Origin of the sequence: Emticicia sp. (assembly GCF_049241225.1) — a bacterium.
GTDB lineage: Bacteria > Bacteroidota > Bacteroidia > Cytophagales > Spirosomataceae > Emticicia.
Map to the genome: position 1 here is coordinate 1 of NZ_JBMLRC010000393.1, position 18749 is coordinate 18749.

At 36.7% G+C, this 18749-nt stretch carries 14 protein-coding genes; 8 read left to right on the top strand and 6 right to left on the bottom strand.

Translation table 11 applies throughout. The features are described 5' to 3' along the window. Positions 1-172 precede the first annotated feature (172 nt). Positions 173-508, top strand: a complete 336-nt coding sequence (locus ACOVO2_RS20520; RefSeq protein WP_421771776.1) for a helix-turn-helix domain-containing protein — start codon at positions 173-175, stop codon at positions 506-508. On the opposite strand, the gene ACOVO2_RS20525 is transcribed toward ACOVO2_RS20520, so the two are convergent. From ACOVO2_RS20525 to ACOVO2_RS20535, 3 genes are all read right to left on the bottom strand, one after another. Next, positions 509-1675 (bottom strand): HlyD family secretion protein, encoded by a 1167-nt coding sequence (locus ACOVO2_RS20525; protein ID WP_421771777.1) that lies wholly within the window; start codon positions 1673-1675, stop codon positions 509-511. Positions 1676-1817: 142 nt separating this feature from the next. Then, positions 1818-3956 carry a SurA N-terminal domain-containing protein gene (locus ACOVO2_RS20530; protein ID WP_421771778.1) on the bottom strand — a complete coding sequence of 713 codons (2139 nt, stop codon included), beginning with the start codon at positions 3954-3956 and terminating at the stop codon, positions 1818-1820. Positions 3957-4244: 288 nt separating this feature from the next. Next, the gene (locus tag ACOVO2_RS20535; RefSeq protein ID WP_421771779.1) at positions 4245-5030 is read right to left on the bottom strand and encodes a hypothetical protein; all 786 of its coding nucleotides are present in this window, start codon (positions 5028-5030) and stop codon (positions 4245-4247) included. Positions 5031-5186: 156 nt separating this feature from the next. On the opposite strand from ACOVO2_RS20535, the gene ACOVO2_RS20540 reads away from it, so the two are divergent. The 7 genes from ACOVO2_RS20540 to ACOVO2_RS20570 all read left to right on the top strand — a co-directional run bounded on the left by ACOVO2_RS20540 (position 5187) and on the right by ACOVO2_RS20570 (position 16081). Beyond that, complete coding sequence (locus ACOVO2_RS20540; protein WP_421771780.1) at positions 5187-6185, top strand: gliding motility protein; 999 nt, start codon at positions 5187-5189, stop codon at positions 6183-6185. 70 nt (positions 6186-6255) lie between these two features. Continuing rightward, on the top strand, positions 6256-8157 hold the full coding sequence (locus ACOVO2_RS20545) for an ABC transporter ATP-binding protein (RefSeq protein ID WP_421771781.1): 1902 nt from the start codon (positions 6256-6258) through the stop codon (positions 8155-8157). 12 nt (positions 8158-8169) lie between these two features. Beyond that, positions 8170-8589, top strand: a complete 420-nt coding sequence (locus ACOVO2_RS20550; RefSeq protein WP_421771782.1) for a Fur family transcriptional regulator — start codon at positions 8170-8172, stop codon at positions 8587-8589. Between the two features lie 242 nt (positions 8590-8831). After that, positions 8832-11963 (top strand): hypothetical protein, encoded by a 3132-nt coding sequence (locus ACOVO2_RS20555; RefSeq protein WP_421771783.1) that lies wholly within the window; start codon positions 8832-8834, stop codon positions 11961-11963. Then, the gene (locus tag ACOVO2_RS20560) at positions 11963-13225 is read left to right on the top strand and encodes a hypothetical protein (RefSeq protein ID WP_421771784.1); all 1263 of its coding nucleotides are present in this window, start codon (positions 11963-11965) and stop codon (positions 13223-13225) included. Before ACOVO2_RS20555 ends, ACOVO2_RS20560 begins: the two co-directional genes overlap by 1 nt. Before the next feature lie 193 nt (positions 13226-13418). Next, entirely contained in the window at positions 13419-14891 is a 1473-nt protein-coding gene (locus ACOVO2_RS20565; RefSeq protein WP_421771785.1) for a cellulase family glycosylhydrolase, read from the top strand. Continuing rightward, the gene (locus ACOVO2_RS20570) at positions 14888-16081 is read left to right on the top strand and encodes a glycosyltransferase (protein ID WP_421771786.1); all 1194 of its coding nucleotides are present in this window, start codon (positions 14888-14890) and stop codon (positions 16079-16081) included. The genes ACOVO2_RS20565 and ACOVO2_RS20570 overlap by 4 nt, the downstream gene beginning before the upstream one ends. Here ACOVO2_RS20570 and ACOVO2_RS20575 read toward each other — a convergent pair. Genes ACOVO2_RS20575 through ACOVO2_RS20585 form a run of 3 tightly spaced genes read right to left on the bottom strand, consistent with a single transcriptional unit; the run spans position 16060 to position 18711 of the window. Continuing rightward, entirely contained in the window at positions 16060-17280 is a 1221-nt protein-coding gene (locus tag ACOVO2_RS20575) for an oligosaccharide flippase family protein (protein ID WP_421771787.1), read from the bottom strand. The two genes, ACOVO2_RS20570 and ACOVO2_RS20575, sit on opposite strands and share 22 nt — an antisense overlap. Beyond that, positions 17277-17555 (bottom strand): STAS domain-containing protein, encoded by a 279-nt coding sequence (locus ACOVO2_RS20580; protein WP_421771788.1) that lies wholly within the window; start codon positions 17553-17555, stop codon positions 17277-17279. The genes ACOVO2_RS20575 and ACOVO2_RS20580 overlap by 4 nt, the downstream gene beginning before the upstream one ends. Before the next feature lie 13 nt (positions 17556-17568). Then, positions 17569-18711 (bottom strand): response regulator, encoded by a 1143-nt coding sequence (locus tag ACOVO2_RS20585; protein ID WP_421771789.1) that lies wholly within the window; start codon positions 18709-18711, stop codon positions 17569-17571. Positions 18712-18749 lie beyond the last annotated feature (38 nt).

The following is an 18749-nucleotide window of genomic DNA, read 5'->3' on the forward strand; positions in this document are numbered from 1 at the left end:
CTAATTTGCCAAATTTTGGCAGTGCTAAATTATGACTGTGAGGAATAATTTATGAGTGATATTAGAATGATATTAGAAAATAAGAATTTTTGCGTGTCTCCAAACATCTTTTTCCGTTTTTGCGTTTATTTGCCATACTAACACTTTTATTTATAAAACAACCGCTGTAACAATGAATAATATTAGTACTAAATTCCGAACACTTAGAGAACTCCACAATTACAAACAAGATTACGTTGCTTCCGTACTGGGTATCACACAATCGGGCTACGCCAAAATAGAAAATAGTGATGTCGGCAACGTCAGTTTCAAATACCTTCAAAAACTTGCTGAACTTTACCAGCTAAACTTAGAACAACTTTTGGGCTGGGATGGTAAAATAAATATAGGAACTACTAATGGCGTTGGGGTCAATCAAGGCACAACCCATTTGCATACACCAGCCGATGAGCGTATCAGAGAATTGGAAGAAAAAGTAGAAAAAATATTGGATATGGTAAGCAGATAATTATTTACTCTCAATTTTTGGGTTTAGCCAATCGTCGGTTTTATCATACAAAAGTTGGTAAAGACTACGTTTGGTTACTACAAATCTGGCTCTGAAAGTTAAGCCTTTTTTCAGAGGAGCAGCATAACCGTTTTTTAGTTGGAGGGTTTTCTTGTCCAATTGGCATTTTACTTTGAAAATCGGCTTTTCGTTGAGCACCACAAAATCACGGGCAATGTCAATGATTTTTCCTTGTACTAAGCCCCATTCATTATAATTGAAAGCATCAATCTGAAAACTTACGGGCATATTTTTTCTTAAAAGTCCGATGTCGTTTGGGCTAACGTAGCACTCCGCAATGAGGCTCGAATCGGGCGAAATGATACCCAGCGTTTCGCCTGTTTGCACATAACTACCTTCATACTTACCCACAATTTGCTGAATATTGCCACTAATTGGGGCTTTTATTTCATAATAAGTTTTTTGCTGAGTAAGTTGTTTGGCTTCGCTTTGGAGTTGTTTCAAATCAAAACGATGTTTGTTGAGTTCGGCTTGCCATTGGCTCAACTGCCGCTGAAAAATTGATTCAAATTCAGCCACCAAGCGGTTCATTTCGTATTCTTTGGCGTTGAGTTCTCGGCGGGCAATTACTTTCTCTTTGTATAAATATCGGTCAGCATCTAATTCTTTTTTGATTTTCTCTTGGTGAAAGATATTTTCTTGCAGTTGGCTACGAAAAGTATTGAGTTGTTGGGTGTAGATAGGGGTTTGGGTAGAATGATTTCCAAAAATATTATTTTTCCCGATTTGAGTCAGCACCTCTAAATCATTGATAAAATCGTTTTTCTCCTGCTTTTGAAATCCATTTGCGTTGAGTTTCGTATCAATATCATCGGTAGCTACCACAAAAAGTGTAGTGTTTTGTGCAATATTTTGATTTTCTGACACATTTACTGCTTTCACAGTTCCCGAAATCAACGATTTTATCTCAGTTTTTTCCGAAACTGTCCTGATGATTCCGTTGCTTTGCACCGAAATGTCAATGAAAATAAAAGGCAAACTCACTAAAATACCAAAAATAGATAGTAGAATAAGTGTGTAAATCAACTGACTTCTAACCGCCACTTTGGGCAAATAAGCTTCTGTGGTGCTTTGAATAATATCGGATGGAAAAAGTTGCTTTTGCATGATGCAAAAATGCAAAAAAATGCAACACTCAAATACTAAAGTTTATGACTGTGAGGAATAATTTATGATTAAGACTTTAAATGAAAAAGGAGAAATACCTTTCGATATTTCTCCTTTCTAAAAAACTATTTTCTAAGATATATCAGAAGAATTTAGCTCTGTTATCTTTGATATTTGCGTTGTCACGAATTGCTTGGTTTGCCATGTACGATACGCCATAACCACCAGTGCGTTGCATAACTTGGTTTTTGTACTGCGTGTAATCAGCAATTTCAGGAGCTTTTGTAAGTTTAGTTGTTTCAACCACAAATACACCGTTTTCGCCAACAAATGGCTTAGAACGCTTGCCAGCCTGTAAGCTGAAGATTTTACCGACAGCTACTGGGTCAATACCTGGTGATGTTAGCATACCTGTTGCTAAGTTGATATCAGAAGCGGCTTCAACTAAAGCACCTGCACCGTATTTTTGAGCAACTTGCTCTAAAGAACCCGATGGATTTCCAAGTTTTTTCAAGATTTGCTCAGCTTTGATTTCGTTACGAACTTTAGCAGTAATCGCATCTTTGAAGTCGTCAGCTTTAGGACTATCTTTTTCTGTTTTAGCAGTTACAGCAGCAATGATAAAGTTATCGCCAACTTCAAATACACGGTCAGAAACTTTACCTACTTTCGTATCATCGTTAAATGCCCACAATACAACTTCACGTGCATTTTGGATAGTATTGAATGTTGATGCTTCTGGGAAAATCTTATCAGCTTTCAAGATAACCAATTTACCATCTTTTTTCACAGCAGCTTCAAACTCTTCTTTTGAGCTACAGCTTGCACGCAATGTTTCAGCTTTTTGATAGATAGCATTTCTTGTGCTTTCACTTGCTTGCAACTCACGGCTGATAGTAGCAATTTTATACTTTGTATTAGATTTTCCTTCTGTTACTTTGATTACGTGGAAACCGAAGTCTGTCTCAACAACATTTGGTACTAAACCTGCACCACCCATAGCAAACACAGCCGATTCAAATGGTTTTACCATTGTACCGTTGTTTTTGAATGTTCCTAAATCTCCACCTTGTTGAGCCGAACCATCTTGGCTGTTTGCACGAGCTAAAGTAGCAAAGTCAGCACCTTGTTTCAATTGGTTTAAGATATCTTGTGCTTTTGCACGAGCTACAGCTTTTACCGAATCAGGAGCAGTTTTATCAGCACGAATTAGGATATGGCTTGCACGAGCTGTGTAAAGTGAATCCACAGCAGTTCCTTCGTATTTATAAATCGAATACGTATTATCTTCTTTAAATGGCCCGATAACTGCACCTTGAATGGCAGTTGCTAAAGCTGCTTTCAAAGTTGGAGTCAATTCGTTGATACTACGCTCGTAAGGCACACGGCTATCAGAGTTAAGAGCAGCATAAGCCTTTGCGTCTTTAGCAGCAGCTAAACCTTTAGCAAAGCTCTTGATATCTTCGTATAAAGCAGCACTGTCTTCTTTTGTAGGCATTACTTGATACACTACGTAGTCGAATGAACGGCTATCGTAACCTTTAAATTCTTCTTTGTGTTTGCTCAAATAATCTGACAATTGGCTATCAGTAACTTTGATAGTTGTGTCAATAATACTTGTATATGGAACATACAAATAACGAGCATCTGCTTTAGTAGCTGTTGCATCGTATTCTCTTTTAGCTTCGGCAGTTGTTACGAACGAAGAAGCAGAAAGTAGAGCGTTGTACTTCTCCAACAAACGTTGTTGAATCGCTTGCTCTTTGATTTGGTCCCAAGCGAGTTTTTGTTGTGCAGGAAGTTGATTTGCAGCAGCAGCATTGATAAACTCAATATGACGATTACGGTCATATTGTCCTGTTTGTGGGTCAGTAAATTGTTGCTTAATGATTGGGCTAAGGTTTTTAGTACCTTGTACCATTTCACGAAGCTCATCTGGCGTAACTTTCAAACCCAATTTCTCGAATTCGGCTTTGTAAGTAATGTCAAAAATCATTTGTTCCCAAACTTGGCTGCGTAATTGCTGAATTTCTTGTTCTTGCAAAGCTCTTCCAGCTTGTTGCTCATAATTTGCACGAGCCACATCTAATTTTGCCTGAAATGCTTGGTAATCAATACTGGTGCCTGCAATTTCACCAATTTTATTATCATTACTACTAAACAAGCCACTTTTACCATTTCCTCCGAATAAATCTCCTCCGACAATGAATAAAATGAGTGCAATTGCGATAACTACGACTGCAACACCTGAACGTTCACGAATTTTGTTAATTAAAGCCATTTGTTTTTTAATTTATTACTGGACTTTTAGGACTGTTTAAATGCCTGATTATTGTTTTTTAAATTTTTTCAAAAAAATTGAGGTGCAAAAATAAGCAGATTCATATAGATTATCAAGGAAATCCAATTGATATATTAGCTTATTTTAACAAGTTTTATGCCAAATATGGCTTTTTGCTTTTTAAGTTTGGGTCAGACCTTCGGTGCAGACCCAAAAAAAGCCCACGTTTGAGGCATGGGCTTGATAATATCTATGTGGCTATCAGCTTATTCTCGAATTGCAATTTGCTTAATTTCCTACCAAAAAATCATCAAAGAATTTCAAAAGTTTTTTCTGATAATCTTTAATTACTTTACTATCAGTCAATTCTATAAACTGGCTATCTTTTCTTGATTTTTCTTGAACCCGCGTTGAGGTATAAAACAATGTTTTATTATCTTCGTAAGGATGCTGAACCATTTTGATGTCGCAATCAACACGAGTTTCGATGGTTTTCTTGAATAGCCCTTTAGTTTTGCGGTCTTTGAATACTTTTGATACTAAGAAACCTTCATCAGTATTACGCTCAATTACTAAGCCAATACCTTCGTCTAAGATTTTGCGGAGTACACGTACACGCACTTGGTCGTATGGCATTGTGTAAACCCTCACAACGTTGGTGTCTTTCACTACTCTGTTTCGGTCTTTGAGTGCTTGTTTTCTAAACTCCCTGAAAAGCTCCATAGAGTCAGCAAAAGCAGTTTTTAGAGAAGCAAGTTCTGCATCTGTTTTTTGTTTATATTCGGCAAATGCTCCTGAAATATTGGCAGTTGAATCTCTCGAAGTTTTAAGAACTGATTTATAATAGTTGGTAATACCTTCTTGGGAAAGAATTTGATTGGTTTGCCTAGCTAGTAGTTGATTAAGTGCATTGATATCATTAGTGAGTTTACGATTTCTCTGGATGAGTGCATCAACACGATTTCCTCCTCTTTGTGCATTTTTTTGTGAAAAAACTTGAAACGAACAAAAACAAACACTGAGCACAAGCATCTTATTGACAAAAGACTTAGCCGAAAAGTTTACATGAAACATTTTAAGTGGGTAATTAAGGGTTTTATAATTTACCTGATTTTCTGAATCAAGCCTCCTGCAAATTTATGTTTTGAATTACAATCTTACAAAAATAGATGATTCGGGGCAAATATTTATCTATTTTTGTGCGTTTTTTAAAAAATTATTTAATCAATTATGAAATTACGCTTTGTTTGTTCAATTGCTATTAGCCTAACAATTGGCTTGCTTTTATTGGTCGCATGCCAAAATTCCGAAACCGTTGATACTGCAAATATTTCGGTAAAGGTTGATATTCAGAGGTTTGACCAAACAATGATGCAATTAAAGACCAAAGAACAAATCAAAGATTTTTTATCAAAGAATACCAAATTCGTCAATCAGTTCTATCAGACTTCTCCCGACGATACCGCTCTCATCAATAGACTTTTCCTGATTCATAATAACCCAGATACACAGGCGTTTTACGAAGATACTAAAGAGTCTTTCGGAAATCTTAACGATTTAAAACAAGAGTTGATCACGGCTTTCAAGCATATAAAGTTTTATTATCCTGATTTTAAAGAGCCGCAAATTATTACGACTTTTACCGCACTAGATTTGGAGTTGGTGGTTTCGGATGATATGATTGTAATTCCGCTCGAGACTTTCCTCGGACCCAAGGCAAGGTATCGTCCGCAATATCCGATCTACCTTTTAAAGCGATTCGATAAGCCGTATATCGTGCCTTCAATACTAACAATCCTATCGAAAAAGTATAATGCAATTGATGCAAATGACCGTACGCTATTGGGTGATATGGTTTATTATGGTAAAAGTTATGAATTTACACGTGCGATGCTGCCCGATGTAGCCGATTCGCTTGTGATTGCATATGCCGACTCCAACATGACCAAAACATGGAATTCGCAGGATTTGGTTTGGGGGTATTTTCTTGATAATAAATTATTGTATGAAACTAACGATCGTATAAAAGATAAGTACCTTGGCGATCGACCAAAAGTACAAGAAATAGGAAATGATTGTCCAGGACGCATTGGGCAATGGCTTGGCTGGCGAATTGTGAGCCGTTATCGAACCGAAAACCCTTCAATTTCGTTAATTGATTTGATGAAAAACTCTAATGCTCGCGATATTTTCGAGAAATCAAAGTATAAAGGGCAGTTGGAAGATTAAATTCTACTCGACTTGGGTGTTTTTTTAACGTATGGATAAATTTTAACGACCATTGTAAGGTAATATAATCATGGCAAAAAGAAGTAGTAGTTTTGGTGCGGGGGTATCGGAAGCAGATAAAAAAAAGGTAACAAAAGAAGGTTTCAAGAAAGCATTAAAGATTTTTAGATTTACATTGCCCTACAAAGGCACATTTGCTATTGGTTTTATTTTCTTGGTCTTGTCGCAAATCACATCTATGAGTGTGCCTTTGTTGATGGGCCAAATGGTGGGAGCGATTGTTTCTCCTAAAAATCCATCAGCTGCTCTTCAAACACCAAACACGATGAGCGGAAATATAGGCATTCAAAAGTTTCAGAATATTTTTTCGTCATCTAATAATCTCACACTCAATGAAGTAACTTTCCTTTTTGTTGCATTACTTATACTTCAAGCAGCATTCTCATTTTTGAGGGTCTATACGTTTACGAGGGTTTCGGAGCGTTCGATGCGAGATTTACGTAAAGAACTTTACTCGAAAATTATTACACTTCCCATTTCATTTTTCGAGAAAAATCGAGTTGGCGAACTCATGAGTCGTATTACATCAGATGTTACTCAGCTTCAAGATGTGCTTTCAATTACACTTGCTGAGCTTTTCCGACAAATATTTACTTTGGTAGGAGGAGTGGTATTGATAACCATGCTTTCGGGTAAACTCACACTATTCATGCTTTCAACGTTTCCGTTTTTAGTTATCGCGGCGATTGTTTTTGGAAAGTTTATTAGAAAAAATTCTAAGAAAGTACAAGATGAGTTGGCTCAAACAAATATTATAGTAGAAGAAACCTTGCAGTCGGTTAATGTAGTGAAAGCATTCACCAACGAACGTTTGGAAGTAGATCGCTACGGTACTTCTATCCAACGAGTGGTTGATTATGCACTCAAAGCGGCAACATTCAGAGGTGGTTTCATTTCATTTATTATTTCTGTTTTGTTTGGTGGTGTTGTGGGCGTGGTTTGGTACGGAGGAAACTTGGTACTTTCGGGAGAATTGGCTTTTCAAGATTTATTCACATTTATTCTTTATACTGGTTTTATTGGTGGTTCGGTGGGAGGCTTGGGCGATATGTACGCTCAAATTCAACGCACGGTTGGGGCTTCTGAGCGAATTTTAGAAATTTTAGATGAAGAGTCAGAAGTTGATGTTAGTAAAACGCCAGCTTTCAAAAAAGCCGATGGAAATATTGTATTCGATAAAGTAGGTTTTGCGTATCCTTCTCGCTCCGATGTAACAATTTTGAAAGAATTGTCGCTTTCAATCCAATCTGGTGAAAAAATAGCTATTGTAGGCCATAGTGGTGCGGGAAAATCAACAATTGTGCAACTTTTGATGAAACTTTACCCGCTTACGAAAGGCAAAATTACTGTCGATGGGCAAAACATTGCTACGCAAGATGTAACCGAGCTCCGCAGTAATATAGCGGTAGTGCCGCAAGAAGTAATGCTATTTGGTGGAACCATTTACGAAAACATTGCCTATGGAAAACCAAATGCTACCCGCGAAGAAGTAATGAATGCTGCCCGAAAAGCAAATGCTTTGGAGTTTATAGAGTCTTTCCCTGATAAATTTGAGACAGTTGTGGGTGAGAGAGGAGTAAAACTTTCGGGTGGACAACGCCAACGTGTTGCAATTGCACGTGCGATTCTGAAAGACCCTTCGATTTTGATTCTTGATGAAGCCACAAGTGCCTTAGATTCTGAATCAGAAAAATTAGTGCAAGATGCTCTTGACGAACTAATGAAAGACCGCACGACTATCATCATTGCTCATAGATTAGCTACGATTAGAAACGTTGACACGATTTATGTTTTGAAAGATGGCGAGATAGCGGAGTCGGGCAAGCACGATGAATTGATTTTAAAAGAAGAAGGAATTTACGCAAACTTGGTAAAATTACAGTTTGATAACGTAAATTTGCTGGTCGAATAAATCTGGACAGATATGAATCCTTCTAAAGATACGCTTAAAGAATTTGACCTACGACACACTGGTTGTCGGGCAGATATATTACAGTCATTCCAAAATAATAATCACGCACTTTCGCACGGAGATTTGGAAGCACTGTTTGGGCAACGCTTTGATCGTGTGACAATCTATCGTACACTCAAAACTTTTGTTGAAAAAGGCATTGTTCATAAAGTCTTAGACGATGAAGGTGGTACAAAATATGCTTTGTGCCGAGTGTCGGAATGTAGCCACGAAAATCACCACCACGACCATGTTCATTTTAAGTGCTTAGTTTGTGGAAACACAACTTGTATTGAAAGTGTGCATATTCCTACCATTAATTTACCAGAAGGCTACAAACGTACTGAAGTAAATATGCTCGTACAAGGGACCTGTCCGACTTGTACTGCCTAGTTATCATAAAAAGGCTTATTTTTATGATAAAAGTTCTCTGTAATTATTTGATGGCTAATATCTTATAAATTATCTCTATCTTTAGAGATGGTTTATGCAGATGTGTCGTTTATCAATACATTTCTAAAAGATTTACCTTCAAATTCAATAGTTTTAGGCATAGTAATTGTGCTATTTTAAAATATTGAGAATAATATTTTATATTTCACTCATAAATATATGTGAAAATATTTCATAATTGAATGCTTCAAAAATCAGAAAAGCTCTTATTAATTGCTTTGTTTGTGGGATTGGTTTTCCACGGTACAATCTTTTTTTTTACATTCGATGAGACCTACGATGCTTTCGTACATATATTCTTTGCCGACCATTATGCACGCTCGTGGTTTGAACCATGGGATAATCGTTGGTACACCGGCTTCAACGTAACGAGTTATCCACCTTTGGTGCATCAGCTTACAGCTCTGTTATCTTTTGTATTTGGTTTGCGGTATGGGTTTGTAATATTGGCCATATGTGCAGTACAGTTGCTAATCATTGGAGCATATCGTTTCTCAAAGCTTTGGACAACCCCAAGGGCCGCCGGATATGCCGCTATTTTTACTTGTTTTGCATCATCAATTATTGAAGCCCTTCATTTGTTTGGACAAGTGCCAACATTGATGGGCATTTCGTGCCTTCTTAATGCTCTGCCTGAGATATATAGATGGATTCGCTACGGAAAGTATTACCGCCTAGCAACGGCCTTATCTATTATGGCTATGGGCGTTACCTCACATCATGTTACAACTATTTTTGGGATGGTTTTTTTTGTAGCTCCAGTTATTGGCTTGGCTGTACTTGATAGTAAAATCGAAAAGAATAAGGCCGAAAACCAGAATGATAGTGGGCGAACCTTAACGGTACCAAAAGTTTTTTCGAACGACACCTTACCAATCAAAATTACAATTTTAGATTTCATAAAAGAAACATGGCTGAAGCGAAAACAAATTATTTTATTTGGTATGGCAGTACCTTTTGTGATGCTGTTTGTATTTCCTTACTTCTATTGGTCAAAAACTGACCCAATCACGCAAGTGTCAATTCCACATGGTTCGCGTGATTCGTTCATTGAAGTTCCATCATCTGGACTAATGTTTTTTTTAATTCCGCTTGGTATAGATCTACTTTTACTTCCTTATGTATTTTCAAGAGTTTGGACAAAGCGTAATATTTTTATAGGTTTTTCTTTCTCACTCTTACTGCTATTTGGCACAGGAGGAACAACTCCTATTCCAAAGTTAATGCTTGGCGAAAATGCTTTTAATATTCTCACACTTGATAGGTTTACGTTTTGGGCAACCATGATAGCGATCCCGTTTATTGGAGAATTTTTCTATCGACTAATAGAAGGGGATTTCAGACTTTTTTTGCGTTCAAAAATAGGTGTTTGGCCTTATCGATTAATTTGGGGTTTTATTGTTTTAGGATGTATTACACTAGTTATTTTCATAATTAACTTAGGCTCTTTCAGGCCTTTGCAGCCTGCTACAATTGATACAACACCAATTATTCAGTTTTTAGAGAGAGACCAGCATGATAAATGGCGATTCATGACTCTAGGGTTTGGCGACCAAATGGCTTGGCTGTCTGCTCAAACAACAGCTCAATCGGTTGATGGTAATTATCATTCGGCCAGGAGGCTCCCAGAAATGACCACTCGTCCACTTGAGCGTCTCGAAAATTCAAAATTCAAAGGAATTCAAGGACTTGGTTCACTACAACAGTTTCTGACTATACCAGAAAAATATTATTTGAAATTCATCTTTTCAAACGATAAATTCTATGATCCTATTTTATATTTTTCGGGATGGGAACGTGTACAACGATTGGAAAATGGAATAATGGTGTGGCAAAAACAAGATATACCTCCTTTGCCATCGGTATTGCCCGAAAAAAAATTGCCGAAATTTGTGAAAATCTACTGGGGAGTAATGCCAGTATTGGCATTGTTATTAGCTTTTAGTATTAATTTACTTTTTGTTTGGTATGCTCGTTTTAAGAAAATAAAGGCGTATGAGGATGGTTATGAAAAGGCTGTTCTGACATTACCTCCGATAAAAAAACGATTATTTATTTTTATGGGAATGTGGATTTTTACGCTTTCGACCATCATTATTACAGTGTACTTACAGATGATGTTAAGTTCGCCTAATGATTCCCCTTCAAAAGTTGTAACTTCCTACTACGATGCCATTGATTTTAAGGATTTTAAAACCGCTTATGAGTATTTTAACCCCAAAACTCGTACTTCTTTTGATGATTATTTTATTAAACTTTCAGTCGAAGACGGCATATTGGCATCTTATGCTAAGCTAGATAATTTAAAGATTGAAGAGAAAAAGATAGATGATAACACCTACGAGCTGAAAGCAATTGCTGAATGGATTACGCCTGTTGAACAATATTTTACGGAGAATATTCACAAAGCAGTAAGATATAACGGTGAATGGTATATTGAACAGCCAAAGTTCGATCCAACCACACCCGCAGATACTTTTATTGATGAGGCTTTTTTGAGTATGCATGGCCATGGCAAGAGAAAAGCAGGGGTCGAACCAACGGCTCATGAAGATATACTTGACCGTCCGGAACTAAAGATACTCAATGCACGTATGATAAAACTCGATAGCACTTATGTAGTGATTGGAGAGCTCCAAAATATTGATAATCAACCAGCTCATATTACAATCCAAGCTAATTTATTTGACGAATACAACCGCCGTTTGGTAAGCTATAATGCTAAGTACATAACGATACACCGAATAATGCCGAAAGAAACAATCCCTTTCAGAATTGAATTTGAGGAAACAGCATGGGTTAAAAAGGATGATTTAGATCCCGCCAAATTCAACCCAAAAGAATTTACTAATTTCAACTTCAAGATTCCACCAAAACTCTTTAATTTAATGGTAAGAGGGGTTGTTGATAAAAATGATATTTATCGCTCAGCTGGCATACAAAGTGTAAGAGAAGAGGGTGATAAATTGATGGGTGAGGTAATAAATTATGGCACAGAAGAAATAAGCGTACCCAAACTTTTGATAGCTTATTATGATAAAAATGATCAAATTAAGTGGGTTGATACACATTTTTTGCGGTATGGAGTAAGGCAACAACGCCGTAGAGGGTTTGTTATTGAACCCACTATTCCAAAAAATTATAAGGAGGTGTATATTGGCACAGATGAAAATTTCTTTGTGAACGGATTATCAAATAATTCATTTCATGCACCTACACAAACCAAAACACTCAAAAATCGAATTAAACTTAAAAATTCAGGGAGCATCAGTATTAGGGTAGATGCTTTCGTTGGAAACCCAACAATCTATTGATGTATCAAAAATATAAAAAATATCTTTGGGGCTTACTTGCACTATTTTTGGTTGCAGGTATGGCTGCTTATTTTTTATTTTTTCAGAGCAAAAATATTCATTCCACACAGTCAAATAGACCATTTTTATATCAGTTTAGTTTACCAAGCTATTTGTATGCAGGTTCTAAGCTTTCAATTAAGTTACCAGAAAACGCCCCCGAATGTCAACTATTGTTAAATTCTTCTTGGGGAACATGGTGGCTTACTCCTTCCAAAAATGAATTTGTTTTTCCAGATTCTGTAATGATGCAATCAGGTTTGCTTGAGTTAAACTTGTTTACCAATAAAAATTTGATAGCTGAAAAACAAATCTTTATAAGGCCACTTCAACCCTCTGAGCCACTCGAAACATTTTTAGGTTCTAAATCTATTACTGCCGACGCGGGTGAGCATTGGTCGATGATTACGGCAATTCCTACCGATAAGTTTATCAATCCAGTAAAGAAAAATACGCCAGTTCAATTTGATTTTTATCGCCCAAGCGGAGCCATCGAAACGTATAACATTCCGACTAAAAATTTAGTATCCTACAAAAAAATATATAGCCAACAAAAAGTTGGTAAAACAATTGTGAGTGTAAAAGCAGCTAAAGCTTTAGGAAAAGAAAAAGAATTATTGGAGATTCCGGGCTACCCGACGTCGTTTAATATCGAAAGCGACGAGTTATATCTTTTTGCCGATGCTCGTCAGTATTTTAAGCTAAAAACAAGTATCATTAAAGATAAATTTGGAAATGCTGTGAGCGATGGAACCTTGGTTGCTATCAATATCAAAGATACTGATGGTTCTGAAAGGCAACTTACTTCGTATACTATTGGTGGGATAGCCAGATTAATGATTCAAAATCCCATTATTGCAGGTACAATGCAGATATCTGCACACATCTACGGAGATGTAGAAAGTAATCGATTGGACATCAAGTTTCGGGAAGCTGTTAGAGATTTTCAGGTATCTTATAACAAACAAACCGAAGAACTAAAAGTAGGACCAATGATTGGTTCGATGGGGCAATATATAGCTGATGGTGCCGAAGTAAAAGTAATACTGAGCCCAGGACAGAAACAATTAGTAGTTTTAGTGACGGATGGCTATGCAAAATTGAATCTCAAACAAGAACAAAAGCCAATCGAAAAAATAATTATCAAGTTTGCAGGTATTGAAAAATATATAAATACTCAGTTAGAAGCTAAGGAGACAAATATTAATGATAAAAGACCGTAAATTTTTCAGAGTGATTTTTTCCTTGGGTGTAATCCTTTTATTAGCTATCATCACTGGTGGTGTAGGAAAGGTATTAGTATTTCTGAGTAAGGGTGGGAGTAGAGCAGATTTATTAAATATCCCGCCAGAACTTCCATCAGAATATACACCAAAAGTTGTTTGGTTGGATGATGACCCCGACACTGGCCGCCCAATGGAAAGCTTCAATAGAAATGTTATTGTAAAAGACTACGTGAGGGCACTATATCAGCGAAATTTGAGCTTGCTTACGGCTAGATCTGAAGGTATAAAAGAATATTATACCCTTGATGCACGCCCTAAAATATACGCCCAAATCAATGAAGTGGCTAATATGGAGTCAAGCATTGAAAGGGCAGAAATTAATCATAATCTAAAACTTCATTTTTACTCAGCCGATGGGCAGTTAGTTTCTTTTACCGACCGTTTTGTTGAAAGTCGAGAGCGAGTGAAAACTAAAGAAGGGCAACTTTTAGCCTCAAAGATTGATTATGCAGATTTTAGCATAATTATGCAGTTGGATGATGGCTATTGGCGAATTAAACATATGGTTCGGATGCCACCCAACATTATTGCTGATACTCTGACTGTTGATTCCGCAAATCGAAAAGCTTTTTATATCGAAAAACTTAAAGGAATTAAAGGTATTAATTATTATCCACGCGAGACACCCTGGAAGGATTTTTGGATTAAATATGATTCTGCTACCACTCAAAAAGATTTTCAACTTATTAAACAATTAGGATTTAATAATGTAAGAATTTTTGTAAATTATGAACAATTCGGCAAAGGTAACGTTGTGCCCGAGATGATTCTAAGGCTTCAGAATCTATTGAATACAGCCACAGTTAATAACCTTTCTGTAATTGTAACGCTATTCGATTTTAATTCAAATTACTCGTTACTCAATTTTCCAGCTACCGATCGTCAGCTTGAAACGCTGCTTACTACATTCAAAAACCATCCTGCACTTTTGGCCTGGGATTTGAAGAACGAAGCTGACCTAGATTTTTTTTACCAAAATCGGGAAGAAGTAAAGGAGTGGCTGAGGTTTATTATAAAAAAAGCAAAAAAGTATGATTCAGTCCACCCACTAACGGTTGGATGGGCATACCCAGAAAATGCCGATTATTTGGCCGATGAATTTGACTTTGTGTCATTTCACTATTATAAAGAGCCTCATAAACTTGGTGAAGCAATTGATAGCTTGAGAAAGAAAATTAACAACAAACCACTCGTTTTAGGAGAGTTTGGCTTGTCATCATATCGGAGTAAGGTGTTTCCTTATAACAAGACCGAAACTCAACAAGTAGAGTATTTTAGAGATATTCAAAATGTTTTGAAGCAAAAAGGCAACATACCTTCTATTTATTGGACATTATACGATTTTACATCGGTGCCATCGGATATTGCTGGTTGGAGACCTTGGCAACGTAATAATCAAAAATACTTTGGAATTGTCAGATCAGACGGTTCTTTAAAAAAGATTGGAAATTTTATTCTTCATCCAGAAGAAAAAATTAACAAATCGATCCTTGAGCTTTTTCCACAATATTTAATACTTTACAGTATTATTTTATTTTTACTTTTGGCCGCATTTATAAAAAGAAATTATATTTTGAGCTTTTTAAACTCTATTCTAAAATGACGCATAAACGACTTAAAGTAGCTGTAATTTCGAGTTACCCTCCGGGTAAGCGTACACTCAATGAGTATGGTTATTACATGATAAACCATTTTAGAACTAAGCCCGATGATTATGAAGAAATAATATTGATTTCAGATGAATTACCCGCTGGACAAAAATATAATTTCCCGAATGCACCTGTGCCTATAATTGAAGAGCAGGTTTGGGACTTTAATAGGTGGACCAATCCGCTTAAAATCTTAGGGGCTGTTCGTAGAGCAAAACCAGATGTGGTTTTATATAATATTCAGTTTCTTTCGTTTGGCGATAAAAAAATACCAGCAGCTTTGGGCCTGCTCACACCTTTATTAACCAAGCTCTCGGGTTATCCATCGGTTGTTTTGCTGCATAATATTTTAGAGCAAGTAGATTTAAATGCCGCTGGTATTACTCAAAATAAAATTCTAAGCAAAATATATAACTTTATTGGTTCGTTGCTTACACGCTTTATTTTGTCGGCAGATCTATTGGCAGTTACAATACCAAAGTATGTTGAAATTTTGGAAGAAAAGTATAAAGCTAAAAATGTGGCTCTGATACCGCACGGCAGTTTCGAATTACCTCCAATGCCAGACTTTACGCAGCTTGTTAAGCCATTTCAGGTGATGGCCTTCGGTAAATTTGGAACCTACAAAAAAGTAGAGTCAATGATTGAGGCCGTTGAATTGATTAGAAGTCGTACCGATCTTTCGATAGAAATAGTAGTAGCCGGAACCGATAGCCCCAATACACCAGGGTATTTAAAAAGTGTTGAACAACGATACAAAGATGTTAAAAATCTTAGATTTACGGGCTATGTTGCCGAAGAGGATGTTCCTCGAATTTTTAATGAAAGTGCATTAGTAGTTTTTCCATATACATCCACAACTGGTAGCTCGGGTGTGCTGCACCAGGCTGGTAGCTATGGAAAGCCCGCCATTATGCCAAACCTCGGCGATCTGGCCATGTTAGTAAAAGAAGAAGGATACAGCGGCGAATTTTTTGAACCAGATAATATAGAAAGTTTGGCGGATGCCATTCAAAAAGTATTAGAAGATGATGAATACCGAATTCGTCTCGGACGCCAGAATTACTTTGCAGCAGCATCTTTGCCCATGGAAGACCTCATTGATTGGTATTATCTACACTTTCAACGTTTCTTGAAAAAATGAAAACACACCATCGTGAAAAATAATACTGCCATCAATAAGATTTGCACGAAAATTACTTGTTCGAAATCTTGATGATACATTGAAATCAATACGATTTGAGCAATTCCTGCAAGAATGGTAATCCAAACTGGTTGATGATTGTCAAGACTAAGATGGTAGTAAACAAAAACATTCGAACATGCAAAAAGAGCAGTAGCAACGGCATACTTCCATAATAATGGGGCAATGCTTAAATAGTCTTTGCCGAATAGAACAGAAATCAAAAAGTCTGGAAAAAAATAGCAGAATCCTACGATGAAAGTTGCCATGATAGCCACTAAACCAAGACCGCCAAAAAAGTATTTAGTATGGCTTTTTCCTTCTTTTTCGAGTTTGATAACTATCGGAAATAGCATCGTAACAACCGTCCAGGTTCCGAAATAAACAATTCTTCCGATTAGGGCTAAAGCAGCATAAAGCCCAGCTTCAAAGGGTTGATAAAAGTGTTTGACTAATATAATATCACTATTATTGATTAAAATCTGACTACACTCATAAGCCAATATCGTTATGAGAAATTGAGTAATTTGTTTGTAGTCAATATCATTATTATTGGTAGAACGGGGAAGATTAACTCTTGAAAACCACCAAGTAATCAACAAAGACATCGTTAGGCCAATGGCCACACCATTAACACGGTATCCTGCATAAACTAAGGCAATGCTTACAAAAAGCCTCACCCACATTTCATACTGATAACTGAAAGCTAATTTTTTGTAATTGAGTAAGCCTTGTAAAACCCCGCGATTTACGCTCATCAATATATATAATGGCAGCCCAAGACCAAAAATAATAAATGGTAGATAAGAACTTGTCTGAAAGAAATCTTGCCAAAAAACTGACAGCATCAAAACCAACGCCATTAGAATAGAGCCCACAATGAAGGCCTTTTGGCTCAACCAACCAATAAAAACACCTTGCAAATATTGATTTTTGCCATCTTCAAAAGTTACGATGTATTTTGCTGCTGTAAGCTGAAAAGCTAATGCAAAAAAAGAAACCATCAACATGAAGGTTACTAGTAAACTTGCCTCTGAGAAATCGCTTGGACCTAACCATCTACCAAGTAATAAATTTGTGGCATAATTGCCAGCATTTACAACAAGAGTGCTTATGAATAAAAAACTTCCGCCTGCTACAAGTTTTTTTTCGTCGTTCATTGTAATTGCATTCGAATTATGGTAGAAAATTTAGTAAGGTGTAACAAACGGTATAATTCTCCATCTTTATTGAGCTTAACTATCAAACTCCCCCCTTTGTCAGCTAATATTTTCTGAGTTGTGGCAATAGCATTTACACCTACGATATCGGTGTTATTCACATTTCGGGCGTCTATTGTTATATCCGAATATTCTCTGGCCAGCTTATTCAAACTTTCTTTATGGGCCAATGCTCTTTCGGTCGTAAAATCTCCTTCAAGTTTAATAACTTCCATAGGTTTCGGTGTTTTAGTATTTTCTGGCAATCTCTGTTAGCTGGCCTAAGATTTTAATAGAGTCTTTGAATGAAAGCTTTGAGCCATCTTCATGTACCCATCTTTTTAGTGGTTGCTCGCAAATGAGTTTTTCTACAGTTTCGGCACCGTAGTATTTTTTCATTCTCAAAAATATCTCAACATCGAACAACCAGCGAGTCAGAAAGGGGGTATTAAACATATTTTCTGCAACTTCACGCCTCATTATTTTTGCCCCGCACTGCGTATCCTGAATTTCCATGCCCAGAATAGTCCGAATTATCTTATTGATAATCATACTAATGACCCCTCTCGAAGATTGCTTGATAATGTTGGCTCCCATTCGATTGATTCTCGAACCAGCCACAAGTTTATAACTGGATGAAGATAGGGTTTTGGCTAAATCATCAAAATCGGCAAAGTCGGTTGAAAGGTCGGCATCCAAGAAGCCAATATAATCGAGAGATTTATCTTTTACTAAATGTAGCACTCCCTGACGTACCGCCTCTGCTTTTCCGCCATTTTTTTCACAATCAAAAATAGATATATAGCCTTCTTTACCTTGTTGAAATTCTTTTAAGACATCGAGGGTTTTGTCTTTGCTTCCATCATTAACGAAACAAATGTGGTAGCCATGATTATTATGAACAAAATTAGCAAACTCTTTGGTTTTTAGTCTTTTCTCTTCGTTGTAGCACGGGATAACAACCCCAATACCATTTTTGATTAATAAACCTGACTTTACTACTCCTTTATGTTGTAGTTCGTTAACGTTGATTTTTATATTTAGTAGACGCTTAACTCTAACAATTACCTCGTTTACTCTTACGGGTTTTTCAATATAATCATTCACACCCATATTGAAAACCTCAACAATGGTTTGTTCTTCGTCTTCGCCCGACATAATAATAATGGGGATATTAGAAGAGCGAATATTACGTATGTGGTCAATTACGTCATAACCTGATTTGACGGGCATGTTGAGGTCAAGGATAGCCAAATCTGGTTGGTGTGAATCAAATAAATCAATTGCTTCTTGTCCATCACTGGCACTTAGTACCTCGAATCCAACTTCAAGAAGCTTATACTCAATTGATTTCAAAATCATTGGCTGGTCGTCGGCGGCAAGTATTAGCATTATTTTATATTATTTTTTTACTTGTCATTATTTTGAAC

What these genes read in the sequence shown, in the direction of transcription:
- ACOVO2_RS20575 (WP_421771787.1), bottom strand. Translation starts at nt 17,280, where the DNA reads ATGAACGACGAAAAAAAACTTGTAGCAGGCGGAAGTTTTTTATTCATA.
- ACOVO2_RS20530 (WP_421771778.1), bottom strand. Translation starts at nt 3,956, where the DNA reads ATGGCTTTAATTAACAAAATTCGTGAACGTTCAGGTGTTGCAGTCGTA.
- ACOVO2_RS20550 (WP_421771782.1), top strand. Translation starts at nt 8,170, where the DNA reads ATGAATCCTTCTAAAGATACGCTTAAAGAATTTGACCTACGACACACT.
- ACOVO2_RS20580 (WP_421771788.1), bottom strand. Translation starts at nt 17,555, where the DNA reads ATGGAAGTTATTAAACTTGAAGGAGATTTTACGACCGAAAGAGCATTG.
- ACOVO2_RS20535 (WP_421771779.1), bottom strand. Translation starts at nt 5,030, where the DNA reads ATGTTTCATGTAAACTTTTCGGCTAAGTCTTTTGTCAATAAGATGCTT.
- ACOVO2_RS20565 (WP_421771785.1), top strand. Translation starts at nt 13,419, where the DNA reads ATGGAAAGCTTCAATAGAAATGTTATTGTAAAAGACTACGTGAGGGCA.
- ACOVO2_RS20520 (WP_421771776.1), top strand. Translation starts at nt 173, where the DNA reads ATGAATAATATTAGTACTAAATTCCGAACACTTAGAGAACTCCACAAT.
- ACOVO2_RS20555 (WP_421771783.1), top strand. Translation starts at nt 8,832, where the DNA reads ATGCTTCAAAAATCAGAAAAGCTCTTATTAATTGCTTTGTTTGTGGGA.
- ACOVO2_RS20525 (WP_421771777.1), bottom strand. Translation starts at nt 1,675, where the DNA reads ATGCAAAAGCAACTTTTTCCATCCGATATTATTCAAAGCACCACAGAA.
- ACOVO2_RS20570 (WP_421771786.1), top strand. Translation starts at nt 14,888, where the DNA reads ATGACGCATAAACGACTTAAAGTAGCTGTAATTTCGAGTTACCCTCCG.
- ACOVO2_RS20585 (WP_421771789.1), bottom strand. Translation starts at nt 18,711, where the DNA reads ATGCTAATACTTGCCGCCGACGACCAGCCAATGATTTTGAAATCAATT.
- ACOVO2_RS20560 (WP_421771784.1), top strand. Translation starts at nt 11,963, where the DNA reads ATGTATCAAAAATATAAAAAATATCTTTGGGGCTTACTTGCACTATTT.
- ACOVO2_RS20540 (WP_421771780.1), top strand. Translation starts at nt 5,187, where the DNA reads ATGAAATTACGCTTTGTTTGTTCAATTGCTATTAGCCTAACAATTGGC.
- ACOVO2_RS20545 (WP_421771781.1), top strand. Translation starts at nt 6,256, where the DNA reads ATGGCAAAAAGAAGTAGTAGTTTTGGTGCGGGGGTATCGGAAGCAGAT.